We start from the raw sequence: 18,073 nt of genomic DNA, 5'->3' as shown, positions 1-18,073 counted from the left end.
ACATGTAAACATGTAAAAGTTGCCTATTATACTTTAATTTCGCTGATTTTTCCAACTATTTTTTCGATAATCCAATCTGGCGTCGAAGCGCCTGCAGTCACGCCACAAAGCGTTTTTTCACTAAACCAGCTCGGATCTAAATCTTTCTCGCTCTCAACTAAAAAACTGTCCTCACAATACTCTTTGCAAATGCTATGTAATTGCTTGGTATTAGAGGAGTTTTTACCTCCAATAACAATGACAATATCCGCTTCTTTGGCAAGTTCACGCGCCGCATCTTGGTTTTCAAACGTCGCATTGCAAATGGTATTAAAAACACGCACTTCTTTGTAACGTGTCTCTAAATAATTGGTAATTTCTAGAAATTCACTGATTTTTCGTGTGGTTTGTGAAACAACAGCAATTTTATTGCCTTTAAATTGAACTTTGCTCAATTCTTCTACACTTTGAACCACATGAGCACCATGAATGGCATAGCTTTCAACACCCTTCACTTCAGGATGGTCAGCATCGCCAAAGATGACAATTTCATACCCTTCCATACTCATTTTTTCACAAATTTCTTGAGGTTTTGTTACATAAGGGCAGGTCGCATTAATGACTTGAACATCGCTTTTTATGAGTGTTTCAAGATCTTTTTTAGGGATACCATGTGTCCTGATAATCGCTTTACCCACGCCTTCTGCTTCTTTAATGTCATGCAGTGTTTTAACATTAAAATTCTCTCGTAAACGATTGATCTCTTCATTGTTGTGAATAAGCGGTCCAATTGTTGAAGCATTTTTTGTATTTTCAGCGATTTTTATGGCGCGCTTCACGCCAAAGCAAAAACCATAACTTGTTGCAAGTTTAATTTTCATTGCTGAATAGTCCCTATCTCAGAGAGTAACGTTATGAAATTAGGAAATGAAGTATTGATACACTCAATATCCTCAATTTTCATAGGCACTCGTGTTCCTGCAATAGCAAAACTCATAGCGATACGATGATCTCCAAAGCTATTGATTGTAGCACTTTTGAGCACTCCACCGCTCACTTCATAACCATCATCGAATTCATCAACAGTAATGCCACATAAATGAAGATTTTTTACCACACTTGAGATGCGATCACTCTCTTTGACACGAAGTTCCTGTGCATTTTTCACAAGACTTTTACCGTTGGCACAAGCAAATGCAATCGAAAGTGCAGGCAGTTCATCAATCAACCACGAAATATTTTCACTGACTTCTACGCCATGCAATGCTTTGCCAGTGATGACAATATCACCAACACTTTCATAAAGATTTTCTTTTTCTATAAACTGAACCTCAGCCCCCATACGTTCTAATACTTTATAGGCCTCAATACGTGTAGGATTTAAGAGCATGTTGTGCAATGTAACTTTACTTCCAATATTAATAGCAGCAGCAACAGCAAAGAAAAAACCACTTGAAGGATCATTGGGAACCGTTATATGCAGTGGCTTTAATGGTGCAGATTGAGGATGAATCGTTACATGTAGACCTTCAGAAATCACTTTAGCACCCATGCCACGAAGCATTCGCTCACTGTGGTCACGGCTGAGTTCTGGCTCAGAAAAAGTAGAAATGCCATCTGCTTGAAGTGCCGCTAAGATAAGAGCACTTTTGACTTGTGCCGAAGCAATTTTACTCTCATAATTAAAAGCATTCAGTGTTTCGCCACGAATTCCAAGGGGAGCATAGTTACCATTGCTTCTGCCATCAATTTGTGCCCCAATACTACGCAGAGGGTCTGCGACGCGGCGCATTGGGCGAGAGCATAAATATTTATCTCCGTGCAAAACAAAAAATCCTTTGCAAGAGGAAAGAAAGCCCATCAAAAGGCGTATTGCTGTGCCAGAATTCCCACAATCTAAAATAAGGGGAGGCTCTGTAACACTTAGAGGCGGGGTAATGGTCAGTGTCCCATCTTCGGCTGTTTCAACATGAGCACCAAGGGATTGAACAATACTCAAAGTACAGAGCGTATCTTCAGCAGGTAAGTAATTTTTGACAATAGAGGGTTTGTCACTCAGAAGTGAAAAAATCGCACAGCGATGCGAAATTGATTTATCGCTGGCGATTTGATCGGTTGTAAACTCAAAAGAGGCTTTGGGGTTTACATGTAAAGTTTTCATCGGATGGTAATTCCAAATTTTTCTTGAATTTTTGAAAGAAGTGATTCAACCATCGAAGCAATCTCTTCTTCTTCAAATGTTTTTTCCATAGACTGAAATTGAAGTTTTAGAGTAAGGCTTACTTTATCGCCAAGGCTTTCGTGGGCATAGCGATCAATAACAGCAAATTTCACTAATGCTTTGGGTGCAATAGACGTGATAAAACTCTCTAATTCGGAGTATTGCATCGTTGCATCTACAAGTAAGCTCAGGTCTCGTGAGGATGATGGAAGTTTTGAATACTCTTTTGCAATTTTGCGCTTGTATGTCAATGCTTCAAAATCAAGCTCGCAAATATAGGTACGTGCCAAATCAAGCTCTTTTTCGACTTGCACATTCACACGTGCCATATACCCAGCCTCTACACCATCAATGATCACTTTGGCTGCCTCATAAGGGCTGCATAGACCATTGACATCACTGAGGGGAAGAAGTGTAAAGTTCCCCAAAATACTCTGGACTTTACCTGCAAAAGTAAAAAAGTCAATCTCGGTCGGTTTACCATGATTTGCAATTTCAGGAATACCATTTTCGCCACTAAAAACAAATGCTATTTTTTTACTCTCATTGCGTCCCGTATCAAAAACACTGCCAACTTCAAAAAGTGCTACACGTTTTTTGCCAAATTTGAGGTTACTGGAAACAGCACCTAGGATATTTGGTAAAAGGGAACTTCTAAGCGTGTTGAGCTCACTGGTAATAGGATTTGCAACGTCTAATGCTTCTTCTAAAAGAGGCAAGTGGAATTTTTTCGCATTGGCGCTGTCATCAAAAACAAAGTGCAATGTCTCAAAAAAGCCCACAGAAACTGCACGATGGCGATACATTTGTCTTTTTTTAAAGTTTAAATACGGCTCATTTATTTTGAGTTGTTCCGCAAATATAAAAGGCTTTGAGGTGATATTATCAATACCAACAATCCGTACGATCTCTTCACAAATATCTTGGGTATTGACAACATCCGATCTAAATTGTGGGATTTTGACATTGATGACATCTTGCTCAAATGCGAAATTGACACCAAATCCTAAATGTTTTAAAATCTTGATAATTTTATTTTTAGGGATCTCTTCACCAATCATTTGTGTTAGTTCACTTTGGTGAATATTGATAATTTTTGCTTCAAAATCTTGTGTGATTTGTTGAGAATCAGCATAAGCCATAATTTTAGAACGTTTTAAAAGCATTTTAAAGAAATAGTTCAAACCAAAGGCAAGTTTTGGCTCACTGCCTCTGGAAGATCGGTAGAGGTGTTTATCAGCGTTTAATTTTTTATTGGCACTGCGTGAAGCAATAATTTCAGGATGTGTATAATTGGCTTCAACAATAATGCGTTCATCCATTCCTGATGCCTTACACTCAGCCATCTGCATAATACCAGTCAGAGCCACTTTTTGTCCACCTAAACCAAAAATAGCGTCTAATCCATTTTCATCTTTTGCAATCGTAATCTTTGCTTTTTCATCTTTGAGTCCAAAACAAGTTTGATTGTAAGCACGCAGTAATACGCCTGTAACAAACGTTGAATAATCAAGCAATTTACCCAGTAAACAGTTGTTTTCAATCTCTGCAAACCCTAAGCGAAGCTGAATAATTAAAGGCACATCAATCTCTTTGTTATCAAAAACTTTGTACATGTAAGAGCCAGAAAGTGCTTCACTCCCGTGCAGGTGAAGAACACGACCCACACCAGGTTGGTTTTCTTCTTCTTCTTTTTGGTTGAGTGTTTTAACTTCCAGATCAAAATAGACACTCAAATCTCTGGCTACGCCGTAAATACTTTGGCAATCCCCACGATTGGGAGTCAATCCAATTTCAATAATATCATCATTTATCAAAGGATATTCACAAAGAGGTTTACCAAGGACTAGTACACCAATACTCTCATCTAAAATCATAATGCCGTCATTGATTTTTGGAAGACCAAGCTCCGTAGAAGAGCAGATCATGCCACAAGATTCTACATCACGAAGTTTTGCTTTTTTAATTTTAAGTCCACCAGGAAGCTCTGCACCGATCAATGCAACGGCTATCATTTGTCCTGCCGCAACATTTTTAGCCCCACAAACAATCTGTTGAACACTCTCACCTACATCAACTTGGCACACATTGAGTTTATCGGCATTAGGATGTTTCTCGCATGAAACGACTTTTCCTACAACCACATTTTGAGGGATTCTAATTTTTGTGAGTCCATCAACTTCAAGACCAATGGCATTCAGTGCTAGAGAAATTTTATCCGTATCAATCGCACTAAGATCGATCCATTCATTTAACCACTGTTTTGTTACTATCATCTAAATTGCTCCAATAATCTCAAATCACCCTCAAACAATGAACGCAAGTCAGGAATTTGGTGTAAAAGCATCGCAAAGCGCTCCACGCCTAGTCCAAATGCGTATCCGCTGACATCTTTGTAGCCTACAGCCTTAAAAACATTAGGGTCAACAACGCCACACCCAAGCACTTCTAACCAACCTGTATGTGAACAAACGCGACAACCCTCACCTTTACAGAAAATACAGCTAATATCAGCTTCTGCACTCGGTTCAGTGAATGGAAAGAAGCTTGGACGAAAACGTACTTTAACGTCGCCAAACATGTACTTTAAAAAGTCTTCGAGAATAAATTTTAGATTTGCAAATGAGACTTTCCCAGCTTTATCAACAACAAGACCTTCCACTTGGTGAAACATCGGTGTATGCGTGATGTCAAAATCACGTCTAAAGACAGCACCCGGACAAATCATACGAATAGGTGCTTTTTGTTTAAGCATCGTCCTGATTTGGACGGGTGACGTGTGTGTGCGAAGCAACATCGAATCTTTAAAATAAAATGTATCTTGCATATCACGCGCAGGGTGATATTTAGGTAAGTTCAATGCTTCAAAGTTATGAAAGTCATCTTCGACAAGAGGGCCTTCTTCAATCGAAAAGTTCATACTTACAAAATATTCAATAATTTTATCCATCGTATCCATAACAGGATGAAGCGCACCAGAGCCACTTTCTTGATTAAAGAGTGTTACATCCACACTGCTTTTACGCATCTGTTCTTCAATCATCACAGCTTCTAACGTACTCTTTTTTTCATTGAGCCGTTCTAAAAAATTTTCTTTGTTGACATTAAGATTTTGAGCAAACTCTTTTTTAGCATCGCCATCAAGCTTTTTAAGCTCTTCAAACTGTGCCGCAAAATATCCTTTTTTACCAAAAAGAGAGACCCGCATCTTTTCTAATTCAACAAGCGATGTGCACGCAGCTATCGCATTTTCCATATCTTTCAAAGGTATACCTTTCATTCATGAGCATTCATGATGCTCTTAAGTCTATTAGGAAGCCCATTTTAGTCAAACTTTAATTATAAAAGGTTAAAATCCAACGTTTATTCTAAATTCTATCAATACAAAATCACAAAAATAGAGGAGAAGGCGATGACTATCTTTAGTAAAATTGTAAGTGGCGAAATTCCTTGCAACAAAGTACTTGAAAATGAGGAGTTTTTAGCGTTTCACGATATTAACCCAAAAGCGCCTGTGCATATCCTCATTATCCCCAAAAAAGAGTATAAATGTTTTCAAGAAGTTGATCCAAAAATTATGGTGGGGCTCACAGAATTCACGCAAAAAGTTGCAAAACTTTTAGGCTTAGATGAGAGTGGGTATCGCCTAATTACAAATAACGGTAGCGATGGTGGACAAGAGGTCATGCATCTGCATTTTCACCTTTTAGGTGGGTCTAAACTTTCGTGGAATCACCTAAGCGACAGCGATTCGCACAAATTTCTTTAACAGTGAAGAAGAGGTTTTGCCTCTTCTCTCTCACGTTTTAATGACGCGCTTTTATCCACGTTTCAAAAATTTCAATCTGTTGGCATGTCGAAGATATTGATGTTCCACCTTGAGATGTTCGTGCATTCATAGAGTGAACTAAATTAAGGTATTCACTGACATCTGCACCAATACGTGCATCGACTTTTTGAAGCTCAGAAACACTTAACACACTAAGATCTATCCCCAAACTCTCGGCATGTGCAACGGCACGCCCCGTAATAAAATGCGCTTCACGGAAAGGAATGTCGCACTTTTGAACCAAATAATCCGCCAAATCTGTTGCACTTAAATGCCCTACTTCGCAGGCTTGTTTCATACGATTCACATTAATAGTCATCGTACGTACTGCTTCTTTAAGGATATTGAGTGACATATAAACAGTCTCTACACTGTCAAACACACCTTCTTTATCTTCTTGCATATCTTTATTGTATGCCAAAGGAAGTCCTTTTAAAACAGTCAATAAAGAGATCAAATTACCATTAACACGTCCTGTTTTGCCACGAAGAAGCTCTGGGACATCAGGATTTTTCTTTTGTGGCATAATAGAACTACCTGTTGAATACTCATCACTCAACGTTACAAACTTAAACTCATAACTTGACCACAAAATTAACTCTTCCGCAAAACGTGAAACATGCATCATAATGGTTGAAATATTAAAAAGAATTTCTAAAGCAAAGTCACGATCACTCACAGTGTCAAGACAATTCACACTGACACTGTCAAAGCCTAAAAGTTTTGCCACATATTCTCTATCAATGTTATGAGGAGTCCCCGCAAGCGCTGCACAGCCTAGAGGTAAAACATTGTTACGTTGATACGAACTTTCTAAGCGTTCAATGTCGCGTTTAAACATTGAGACATATGCTAGAAGATGAAATGCTAGATTGATCGGTTGAGCATGTTGTAAATGTGTCATACCTGGTAATAACGTATTTTTATGTTCTTTAGCAATATCCATCAAGACATCAATTACCTCTTCCAAAACACTGACAATAATTAAATTCTGTTTTTGAACGTAGAGTCTAAAATCAACCGCAACTTGATCATTTCTGCTACGTGCAGTATGGAGACGTTTACCCGCTTCGCCAATGAGATCAATGAGTCTTGTCTCAACAGACATATGAATATCTTCATGGGCAATATCAAAAACAAAAGTCCCTTCTTCGATCTCTTGTTTAATTTGCAGCAATCCAGTTGCAATTTGATCTGCTTCTACTTGTGTGAGAATCCCTTGTTTAGCAAGCATCGTTGCATGAGCAATCGAGCCTTTTATATCCTCTGCATAGAGTTTTTTATCGAAAGGTAATGACGCATTAAATTCGTCGAGTAGTGCTGCTCCACTTGCGGCAAATCTGCCAGACCATAGCTTTGACATTGAAAAATCTCCTTGATTGTAAAAAAGGCAAAGGAGTGAACAAACTCCTTTGCATGTAAAGTTAAATTAGAGTTTTGGACCAGCGTTAGAAAAATCAGAATCCGCTGTAATATATTTCTTGAAGTTCTCGATGAACATTTCAGCAAGTTCATCTCTGGTTGCGTCATAAAGGCTTTTATTTTCCCATGTATTTTTAGGGTTCAACACTTCTGTTGGAACACCAGCAAGTGCTTTAGGAACTTGGATGTTAAAGACGGGGATACTCTCAAACTCGCAGTCATTAATGCTGCCATCTAAGATCGCATTGATACATGCACGCGTTGCTTTTATACTCATACGTTTTCCAACACCGTAACTGCCACCTGTCCAACCTGTGTTCACTAAATAAACATCAACGTTATGCTTAGCAATTTTTTCGCCTAATAGCTTTGCGTAAACTGTTGGATGAAGAGGTAAAAATGCTTCACCAAAACACGCACTAAATGTAGCTACTGGCTCAGTAACGCCACGCTCTGTTCCAGCAACTTTAGCCGTATAGCCGCTCAAGAAGTAATACATCGCTTGCTCTTTAGTAAGTTTTGACACAGGAGGTAACACACCAAATGCATCGGCACTTAAAAAAATGATCTTTTTAGGATGTCCTGCTTGTAGGCTTGCTTCATGGTTATCGATATGATAGATGGGGTAAGAAACACGGGTATTTTCAGTTTTAGAGGCGTCGGCATAATCAACGATGTGATTGTCATTAATCACCACATTTTCTAAAAGTGCATCTTGACGAATCGCACCATAAATTTCAGGCTCACTGCTTGGATCAAGATTGATACATTTTGCGTAACAACCACCTTCAAAGTTAAAGACACCATCATCATCCCAACCGTGTTCATCATCACCAATTAACTTACGTTTAGGGTCTGTTGAAAGCGTTGTTTTTCCTGTACCAGAAAGACCAAAGAAAAGGGCTGTATCGCCTTTTTCGCCCACGTTTGCAGAGCAATGCATGGAGAGTTTGCCCTCTAATGGCAACCAATAGTTCATCATAGAGAAAATACCCTTTTTGATCTCGCCACCGTACCATGTACCACCGATAATCGCGATATTTTCTTCTACGTTAAACACAACAAAAACATCGGAGTGAAGACCATGTTTTTTATAGTCATCGTTAGCCATTTTACATGCATTGTAAAGAACAAAATCAGGTTTAAAATCGACTAGTTCTTCTTCGTTTGGACGAATAAACATATTTTTAACAAAATGCGCTTGCCAAGCAATTTCAGTGACCACTCGGATACTTTTACGACTTGCCAATGTACCACCACTGTAAGCATCTTGGACATAAATATCTTTACCAGAGAGTTGTTTTTTCACTTTTGCAAAAAGATCATTAAAGATCTCTTTACTTACCCGCTGGTTCATTTTGCCCCATGAGATATATTTGTTAGAAGGCTCTTGATCTACAAAATATTTATCTTTTGGGCTACGTCCTGTAAAAATTCCTGTATCAACGCTAAATGTTCCATTGCTTGTTACACGACCTTCATTATTGGCTATTTCGTGTTTCAACAATTCATCGTAGCTTAGATTATAATGAACCTTTCCAATATTGCTTAACCCTAACTTTTCTATTTCATTCATCTTCGACATAGTATTAATATCCTCAAAACATTGATTTAATATATTAGATAACAGTTATTTTCGGCACTTCCAGTGCTTACAATCTCTGTACTCTTTGGGTCTCAAAATCTGCACCTTGAGACCTCCTCAAATTTCAATCACCTCTAACACCTCAATGCCCAAAGTTGAAGCATTAGTTTTTTAGTGATGGACCTTTCTAAAATTCCTGAATTATTCTAAAGTAACGAGGAGTTGATTATTAACGATAGTATCTCCAACATTAACTCTCACGCTACTGACCACACCATCGGTATGCGCCGCTACTTCAATTTCCATTTTCATAGCTTCAATAACAATGACAGGTTGTCCTTTTGTAACTTTATCGCCCGCATTTACAAGGGTTTTGAAAATAGTACCTGGAACACCCGCTCTGATTTCCCCTGCGCTATTTGGAATGAGTGCCGCATTGCTATTATCTTCACTACAACCCTCTTCAATCTCAATAAAATATTCTTGTCCATTGATAACAAACGCATCTTGCTTATCCGAAGATTTAACATTATATTTTTGACCATTCACGATGACAGTATAGTCTTCAGAAGCATTGCACAGTACGTTTTCTTTATCGGCTTTACCAATTTTTCGTACATTAACTTTTGCTTCACCTTTTAAGTATGCAATACCTTTTTCTTTACATGAAGCAGCAATAAAGAGATTTTCATCGGTTTCTTTTAGTCCCTCTTTTGCTAAGAGTTCTTTGACATGTGCAAGAGATTTACTATCATCTGCATCTGCCAGGTCAAGTGCATTTTTCTTGGTCGGATCAAGTTTAAGTTGTTCACTTGCAAGCGCTACAATCTTAGCATCAGGAGTCACAGGTGTTTTACCAAAGTAACCCAGTACCATTTTGCCATAACCTTCAGCAATTTTTGTCCATGGACCAAACATAACGTTGTTAAATGCTTGTTGGAAATAAAATTGCGATACTGGTGTAACACTCGTACCGTATCCACCTTTTTCAACTACTTCACGCATTGCTTTGATAATTTCAGGGAATTTATGCAAAATATTGTTATCACGAAGCATTTGAGTGTTAGCTGTTAAAGCACCGCCAGGCATTGGAGAAAAAGGAATCAGAGGAGAAACTTGGACTGCTTCAGGTGGTGTAAAATAGTCTTTTAGACAATCTTGCAAAACATCTTCATATGTGAGAATTTTTTCAAGCTCAAGGCCACCAAGATCATAATCTTTGCCTTTAACCGCATGAAGCATTGTTAAAATATCTGGTTGAGAAGTACCACCACTTACAGGTGATGCCGCAAGATCGATACCATCTACACCCGCGTCAAGCGCTGCTAAATAACATGCAACACTTACCCCAGCAGTTTCATGCGTATGAAGACGTACATGCATTCCCTCAGGAAGAAGTTTCTTTGCCATTTTAATTGTCTCATACACTTTTTGAGGGCTAGACGTTCCACTAGCATCTTTGAAACAAACGCTATGATAAGGAATACCCGAATTTAAAATATCTCTGAGTGTTTTTTCGTAAAAGGCAACATCATGAGCACCCACACATCCTGGAGGTAAATCCATCATTGTAACTACGATTTCATGTTTAAGCCCATGATGAACAATTCGCTCGCCACTGTATTTGAGGTTTTCAATATCGTTGAGCGCATCAAAGTTACGAATCGTTGTTGTACCATGTTTTCTAAACATTTTTGCATGTAAATCAATAAGTTCGCGATTGCCAGTATCGAGCATAACCGTATTAACACCACGTGCCAACGTTTGAAGGTTTGCGTCAGGTCCTGCAATGGATCGGAATCGATCCATCATTTCAAAAGCATCTTCATTGAGATAGAAGTAAAGACTTTGAAAACGAGCCCCTCCACCAAATTCAAAATGGTTAATACCAGCATCTCTTGCTGCGGCTACCGCAGGAAGAAAGTCATCCATAAGTACACGTCCACCAAAAACCGATTGAAATCCATCTCTAAACGTCGTATCCATCACATCGATGTATTTTTTCGCCATCTTCGTTTTGCCCTTTTACTGTTTTGATTTTTTGTTGTAAGCTTTGATAGAAGCAGCGCTTGCTGCTACAACTGCGAAGTTATCATTTTGCAATACTTCTAAAGTAGAATTATACACTGGTATATTTCTCATTTAAAGCAAAAAATGCAAAGTGTGTGGAGAGTCCAAATACCAAGGATATACTACTTCCCACAAACAGATTAACTTCCATAGATGTAACCCTTTTTGTTTAAATTTAACTAAAAGTAATAGTCAAAATTTTAGTATTTTATCATTTTATTTATTAAATAAAACCTATGAAAAAGAGCTTTGAAAAGTAAAAAAAGAAGAGTCAATCTATCTATGATTTCAAGATAGATTGACTTTGAGTTTGAGAGGTAATTTCTTATTAAGAAATAGCGCGTTCAAGGAGATAAAAGAGTGAACGATATTCTAAACCACTCTCTTCACTCAAACCAATTTCACAGGGTTTTCCTGTTGAAAATGCTAGTTTTGTATCACTCGGAATGGATGCTTTTAAATGGCGTAGTGCCGATTTATTGAGTTCAGGATAATTAAACCCACGATCTCCTGCAAATCCACAACAGGTTACATCTGCAGGTACTGTGACTTTTGAACTACACAATCGTGCAATGTTTTCAAACTTCTCAGCTAAGCCCATTTTACGGGTACTACAAATCGTATGAATGACAACAGGTTCATCAATTTGTTGAATGGTTAGCTTATCTAAAAGACAATCATGAATAAATTCAATGGGGTCATGTACTTTTAAGCCTGTATCAAAGTACTCCATCATGGTTTTCGTACACGAACTCATATCACATAAGATGGGGTATTTACCATTTTCACTTGCTTTATTGAGTGCAGCTTCAAGCTCCAATGATTTTTGTTTACCTTCCTTCTTATAACCTTTACTTGAAAAAGGCATACCACAACATAGAGGTTTTAAATGTTCAGGGAAGATGACTTCATAACCCGCTTTTTCCAAAATACCAATGATGAGTTCATCCAACTCTTTTTCTTCGCCTTTTGGTTTTGGATTTCCCATTGTACGATTAAGGCACGATGAAAAATAGACAACTTTTTGTTCAACACCAAACAACGTTCGACTGTCTTTAAACGTATGTCCCCCAGGAAGGCTTGTTGTCCATAGTGGCAATTTATTGCCACTAAGTGCGGTAACACCTGCACTCATTGCCTTCATCACACCATCAGGAATAACAGCATTCACTCCTTTGACTGCGCTAAGAACAAAGCTACCAACACCTAAAATGGTTCCATAGTTATTGGCAATCATCTCAGCAATCTTGTGTTGGGTTGGCGTAATTTGATGTGCACGAATCTTTTTGGTTAATGCGCCCGTATCAATACCAACAGGGCAAACCAGTGAGCACAAAGAACAGGTTGCGCATGTTTCAACACCGTCATACTGATAGAGTTCTTGCATCTGCTCAAATGCTTCCATCTCATCCTGATTTTTCAATGTTGTCATACGTCGATTGACAACAATACGTTGTCTTGGAGTCAAGGTAAGCGCATTGGATGGACATGCTGGCTCACAAAATCCACACTCAATACATTTATCGATATAATCATCGGTCTTAGGCATTTCTTTGAAATTTTTCAAGTGCGCTTTTGGGTCTGAATTGATAATAACACCTGGATTTAGAAGCCCTTTAGGGTCAAAAATCGCTTTAATCTCTTTCATCAGAACATAAGCATCACTGCCCCATTCAAGTTCTACAAAAGGAGCCATATTGCGACCCGTTCCATGTTCTGCTTTAAGGCTTCCATGGTATTTTGTTGCAACTTGTTCTGCTACTTCTTGCATAAAATCTTCATAACGCTTAATCTCTTTAGGATCTTCAAACGCTTGGGTAAAGACAAAGTGCAGGTTGCCATCTAGCGCATGTCCAAAAATAATCGCTTCGTTATAGCCGTATTTTTTAAAGAGCTCTTGAAGTTCCAACGTCGCATCTGCTAAAGATTCGATAGGGTATGCCACATCCTCAATGATAACGGTCGTACCACTCTCACGTACCGCACCAACCGCAGGGAAAAGCCCTTTACGAATTTTCCAGTATTTGGTGTACTCATACACATCTTTGGTAAAATGCAGTGGCATTTCAGGCTCAATGTGTGCAAGCTTCTCTAAAATAACGGCAATATTTTTATCTAATATTCCATCGTTTTCGGCACGACTTTCAACAAGAACAGCAGTTGCTGTTGGACTCAGTGTTTTGAGGAAGCTTGGCATTCCTTCTTTGTTTTCAACACTAGCAAGCCCTGCTCTATCCATCATTTCAGCCGCCGCAACATTCTCTTTACATTGTGTTTTAAGTACAATGACCGCATCGCAGGCATCTTTAATGTTTTTGAAAATCATCAAAGCACTGGCTTTATCTTTGTACTCAGGAACTGTTTTAAACGTGATCTCTTTAATAAACCCCAGTGTTCCTTCACTACCAATCATCAAGTGTGCAATGATATCAATCGGATCTTCATAATCAACGAGCGCATTAAGGCTATAACCACAGGTATTTTTGATTTTAAATTTACGTATGATTTTTTCATGCAAATCAGGAGTAGCTTTTATCTCACGAGAGAGTGTGCTAATGCGCTCAACCAAAGCATGGTGGTATTGTTTAAAGTTTTTAATACTCTCTGATGAGCTTGTATCAAGTTCTGAGCCATCATGAAAAATGATCTTCATCGATTCAAGTGTTTTATAAGAGTTATCAGCTGTTCCACAACACATACCACTCGCATTATTAGCTGCGATCCCTGAAATCATCGCAGATCCAATACTTGCAGGATCTGGGCCTATTTTTTTACCATAAGGCAGTAAATACGCATTTGCATCTGATCCAATAACAGAAGGTTGCATCGTAATTAAACTTACCTCTTTATTGACCTTGATCCCTTTCCAGTCACGTGACGTTACGAGTAAAATGGAGTCGGTGATGGCTTGACCTGAAAGACTGGTTCCTGCAGCTCTAAAAACAACAGGCAATGAAAGTGACGAAGTGATTTTGAGGATTTGGCTCACTTCATCAGCATCATTGACCCAAATAACTACTTTTGGGATAAGCCTGTAAAATGAAGCATCCGTCCCATATGCAATTGTATGAAGTGGGTCTGTAAAAATTCGCTTCTCGGGAATAAAATTCACGATTTCATTGTAGAAATCAAGGTAATTTCCGCTTAATGGCATCAAGACATCCTTAATATGGGTTTTCATTGAGTGTAGCAATATGGTATAAAAAACACATGATATTTACTCAAAAATATTTACAGCTATACTAAAAAAGAAAAAAAGTGACACAGTGATATCTAAAAGCGAAAGTGCATTAATAACGAAGAATATACCCCACATCAACAACCGTTTCAATGCACTCAAAAGGGATTTTCTTACGGAGTCTTCGCATTAAAGATCGAATGGAATCTAAGCTTGCAAAGTTACCCTCCCACACCATCGCTTGAATTTTATCAAAAGAAACAACTTTACCTTTTTCACTGATTAAGACATTGAGCAATAACTTCTCTTTACGTGAAAGATGCTCTTCTTTGCATCCTATGCGTAATAAACTGGTCTTAAAATCAAACTGGCATTCATGACCTAGATCCACAATATCATAACGGATATTGCATAATTTTTCTATTTTTATCTCTAATTCATCAATAAAAAATGGCTTTTTTAAAAAGTCATTACACCCATAATTATAGGCATCTTTGATAACTTCAAGCTCAACACTGGAGCTGATGATAATGACAGGTGTTTCATGGTAAAAATCACGTACTTTTTTCAAAATTTCAATACCGTCAAGACTGGGAACATTGATGTCTAAAATAAAACAGGCATAACCATTATCAATAGCAGCATATGCCTCTTTACCATCAATAAATGAATCCATTGTGTAGCCTTTAGCTTCCAATCGCTTCACAATCGTCGCATTAAGCCGTGCATTGTCTTCCAAAAGTAAAATTTTCATTCTCCGCCTTTCATTGAATTGGGAACTAAAATAGTAAATTCTACCGTACTTACACCTCTGTTTTGAACACGAATATTACCACCCATTTTATCTTCAATAATCATTTTTGCCATATATAAACCAAGTCCTGTTCCTTTTTTGCTCGTCGTAAAATAAGGGTCAAAGATAAGTCCTATAATATTTGCAGGGATCAAGCCACCATCATCGCTGATGACAATTTTCGTATGAATAATTTCACGATCTAACTCTATCATGATTTTTTCACCTTTACGTGTCTTTATAATCTTATTTTTAGCATTATTAATGACATTGAGTAAAACTTGTTTAAATTCATTTTCATAGCCATAAACAGGGAAAGTCTCTTCGTCTTTCAGATATTTTACCGTAAGATCAATGTGTGCATAAAAGATCTGTCTCCCAATAATTTCCAACACTTCCAGAAGCGCTTTTTTAGCACAGAAAAGCGTTTTTTTTGTTGAGGGTTTGAGAAAATTACGAAAATCTTTAAGCGTTTGCGACATATATTGTATCTGAATGATTGCATCACGTACAAACTCTTTCATTTTTGGGCTATCCATTTCGCCACTGTTAAAACAAAATTCCATATCTTGCATAATAGCCGAAAGTTCAACCAAAGGCTCGTTCCACTGATGTGCAACACCTGCAATCATTTCGCCCATTTCAGTAAGTTTAGACTGTTGTATTAAGAATTGTTGATGTTGCATACGTTCAGTCATATCGTCCATCACACATACAATACCACCAATAGTACCATCAATATTTGTGTAAACTGCTTTACTAAGAGTAAAAAGCCTGGCCCTCTTTTTAGGAAGATGTAGCATTAACTCTAATGTGTCAGAACCTTTTTTTGCGAGCAATTCAAGGTCACTTTTACGCCGCTCTGCTGCCCACTCTTTTGGAAAAAAATCAAAAATTGTTTTACCAATCATCTCTTCTTTTGTATGATCATAAAGCTTTGCAAATGCCATATTGATACCAATATATTCACCTGCGACATTGGTATAATAAATTGGATTTGGAATCGTATCAAGTAGAACTTTAATAAACTCAAGTTGATTTTTAAGTGCCAATTCACTCTGTTTACGACTACGAACATTTTGCATCAAGAATAAAACAACCATCATGATTGCACTGAAAATTGCTATAAAAAGCCAAATATAGTGCTTATACTCGTCATAAAAAGAAAATGGTTTATTGATTACTTCATAATTTTTGATAACAGTAGATGGATTGATACGATGTAATTCCAATTCCTTATAATCAAACAAATAACGATTGGGGCTTTTTTCTACAATGGGAATATGGTTTGGATCTTTACCTGCTAAGACTTGGTCAACTATTTTAGAAGCCGATTCGGCTTGCGCACTAGCGCTTGTTAAGAATCCGCCTACAATGCCATACTCAAGGTAAAAATCCCATAGCCCATAAATAGGCGTATTCGTAAGTTTACGAATTTGTTCTAAATTTTCTTTAAAGGTAAAGAAACGCCCTGTTTTATCTTTATAAAGTAAGACCCATAAAATGACACTGTTCTTACTTAACTGTTGTGTCTTTTGAGCAATTTCGTCCATATCCATGCTGTCAACATGTTCAAGTTCTATAGTATTTTTATATTTGGGGGCTACCGCATCAATTTCTTTACGAATAGCATCTCCCGTAATCGATTTTTCATTAATAATCAAAACTTTATCAAGATTAGGATGCAAGGTAAGAATTAAATCAATGTTTTTTTCAATATCAACATTTTCAACAACCCCACTAATGTGCTTTATGCCTTTAATAAGAGAAGGCTCAAAATTATTTATACCTAAAAACACAATCGGCGTTTTGGAAAAAAGCTCATCATAGTGGGTTTGTACGAACTCAAGGGCACTGTTATCGACAACCATAACAATATCAAATTTGTGATCGTGAAAGCGTTTCGTGTAGTAGTGGTAGAACTCTTCTAAATATTCAGGAGTGTCAACACGTTTAGTATCCATGTAAACTGTTGTTAAAAAAATATTATCTCGATCAGAAAAATTTTTTTCGATAACTTTTGAAATATCGTCACTCCATTTATACCCTCTATGGTACGAATGTAATACCAAAATATCTTTGGTATTTTGAGCTAAAAGCGAACCCAAACTCAAACATAAAAAGAAAAAAATCTTCGTTATGGACATAAAGAAAAATACTTAGATAATAAAAAAGTTTTCAGGATGCTTGATGATAGCACCGTGTTCCGAGATTGCTTCATCTGCCATATTATAGCGTTCGTTAAAAATAGGATGATGAAATTGTACTTCATCATTAATAATTTCAAAAACCATTGTTTCATAAACAATTTTTTTTGAGTCACCTTCAAAAAAAGAGTGCCTAACATGCATACTAATTGTTGAAATTAAAAATTCTCTGCCATCAAGTTTGATAACATTTTTGAGTTCTAACTCTCTCATCAATACCCTTTCGAGATTAAAAAAATAGAAGTGATAGTAACATAATTCAACACTGAGTTTACTAAAAAAAGGAAGTTTAAAATAAAAGAAGAAAAAAGGAATGGTGCGGTCGGGGGGATTTGAACCCCCACACCCGTAGGGCGCTACCACCTCAAGGTAGTGTGTCTACCGTTTCACCACGACCGCATAAAAGAAGAGCGAGACCTTTAAAGGTCTCATTCGTTTGTTGTGTTAATTAACCAAGAAATGGGTTTTTGTAAAGAAGAATCAAAGAAATAACAAGTGCGTAAATAACTTGTGCTTCGATCATCGCAAGTGCAATAAACATTGTTGTTACAAGTTTACCACCAAGACCAGGATTTCTTGCTGTTCCAGAAATTGCTGAAGACGCAGTGTTACCCATACCGATTGCGCCACCAAGTGCAGCAAGACCAAGTACGATACCTACAGCGAGTGCTGAGTAAGCTTTAACTGTTTCACCCTCACCTGCAAACGCAAACGTTGCAAATGCTACCATTAAAAAAAGAATCTTTTTCAAAGATTGCTCCTATTTGTTTTTCAAAGTCTGTTCGGCTA

The 18,073-nt window shown here is 37.6% G+C and carries 13 protein-coding genes and 1 tRNA gene; 1 reads left to right on the top strand and 13 read right to left on the bottom strand.

The features are described 5' to 3' along the window. Window positions 1-26: 26 nt before the first annotated feature. From V7Q04_RS03340 to pheS, 4 genes are read right to left on the bottom strand one after another with little or no spacing between them, the layout of a single operon-like run. Window positions 27-860, bottom strand: a complete 834-nt coding sequence (locus V7Q04_RS03340) for a 4-hydroxy-3-methylbut-2-enyl diphosphate reductase (RefSeq protein ID WP_333803486.1) — start codon at window positions 858-860, stop codon at window positions 27-29. After that, window positions 857-2,140, bottom strand: a complete 1,284-nt coding sequence (aroA, locus tag V7Q04_RS03335) for a 3-phosphoshikimate 1-carboxyvinyltransferase (protein ID WP_333803485.1) — start codon at window positions 2,138-2,140, stop codon at window positions 857-859. Before aroA ends, V7Q04_RS03340 begins: the two co-directional genes overlap by 4 nt. Then, a complete protein-coding gene (gene pheT / locus V7Q04_RS03330) occupies window positions 2,137-4,476 on the bottom strand; it encodes a phenylalanine--tRNA ligase subunit beta (protein ID WP_333803484.1) in 2,340 nt (779 codons plus the stop codon). The genes aroA and pheT overlap by 4 nt, the downstream gene beginning before the upstream one ends. Beyond that, complete coding sequence (gene pheS / locus V7Q04_RS03325; RefSeq protein ID WP_333803483.1) at window positions 4,473-5,465, bottom strand: phenylalanine--tRNA ligase subunit alpha; 993 nt, start codon at window positions 5,463-5,465, stop codon at window positions 4,473-4,475. The genes pheT and pheS overlap by 4 nt, the downstream gene beginning before the upstream one ends. Window positions 5,466-5,612: 147 nt before the next feature. Between pheS and V7Q04_RS03320 the strand changes: the two genes are divergently transcribed. Continuing rightward, window positions 5,613-5,969: a histidine triad nucleotide-binding protein gene (locus V7Q04_RS03320; protein ID WP_333803482.1), complete on the top strand. Its 357-nt coding sequence runs from the start codon at window positions 5,613-5,615 to the stop codon at window positions 5,967-5,969. A 37-nt stretch (window positions 5,970-6,006) separates the two neighbouring features. Here the strand turns inward: V7Q04_RS03320 and argH are convergent, their stop codons facing one another. From argH to V7Q04_RS03275, 9 genes are all read right to left on the bottom strand, one after another. Further along, a complete protein-coding gene (gene argH / locus V7Q04_RS03315; RefSeq protein ID WP_333803481.1) occupies window positions 6,007-7,392 on the bottom strand; it encodes an argininosuccinate lyase in 1,386 nt (461 codons plus the stop codon). Between the two features lie 66 nt (window positions 7,393-7,458). Next, window positions 7,459-9,027 carry a phosphoenolpyruvate carboxykinase (ATP) gene (pckA, locus tag V7Q04_RS03310; protein ID WP_333803699.1) on the bottom strand — a complete coding sequence of 523 codons (1,569 nt, stop codon included), beginning with the start codon at window positions 9,025-9,027 and terminating at the stop codon, window positions 7,459-7,461. 210 nt (window positions 9,028-9,237) lie between these two features. Then, window positions 9,238-11,046 carry a biotin/lipoyl-containing protein gene (locus tag V7Q04_RS03305; RefSeq protein ID WP_333803480.1) on the bottom strand — a complete coding sequence of 603 codons (1,809 nt, stop codon included), beginning with the start codon at window positions 11,044-11,046 and terminating at the stop codon, window positions 9,238-9,240. 388 nt (window positions 11,047-11,434) lie between these two features. Further along, complete coding sequence (locus V7Q04_RS03300) at window positions 11,435-14,260, bottom strand: FAD-binding and (Fe-S)-binding domain-containing protein (protein ID WP_333803479.1); 2,826 nt, start codon at window positions 14,258-14,260, stop codon at window positions 11,435-11,437. A 136-nt stretch (window positions 14,261-14,396) separates the two neighbouring features. After that, the gene (locus V7Q04_RS03295) at window positions 14,397-15,038 is read right to left on the bottom strand and encodes a response regulator transcription factor (RefSeq protein WP_333803478.1); all 642 of its coding nucleotides are present in this window, start codon (window positions 15,036-15,038) and stop codon (window positions 14,397-14,399) included. Next, entirely contained in the window at window positions 15,035-17,224 is a 2,190-nt protein-coding gene (locus V7Q04_RS03290; RefSeq protein WP_333803477.1) for a sensor histidine kinase, read from the bottom strand. Before V7Q04_RS03290 ends, V7Q04_RS03295 begins: the two co-directional genes overlap by 4 nt. Before the next feature lie 12 nt (window positions 17,225-17,236). After that, entirely contained in the window at window positions 17,237-17,497 is a 261-nt protein-coding gene (locus tag V7Q04_RS03285; RefSeq protein ID WP_333803476.1) for a hypothetical protein, read from the bottom strand. A gap of 101 nt (window positions 17,498-17,598) precedes the next feature. Then, window positions 17,599-17,683 (bottom strand) — tRNA-Leu (locus tag V7Q04_RS03280). A 49-nt stretch (window positions 17,684-17,732) separates the two neighbouring features. After that, entirely contained in the window at window positions 17,733-18,035 is a 303-nt protein-coding gene (locus V7Q04_RS03275) for a F0F1 ATP synthase subunit C (protein WP_025343956.1), read from the bottom strand. Window positions 18,036-18,073: the final 38 nt, after the last annotated feature.

It is taken from the genome of Sulfurospirillum sp. (genome assembly GCF_036802865.1).
Lineage (GTDB): Bacteria > Campylobacterota > Campylobacteria > Campylobacterales > Sulfurospirillaceae > Sulfurospirillum.
Note: the sequence above shows the minus strand (reverse complement) of the source record. Positions and strands in the feature narration are given on the sequence as shown.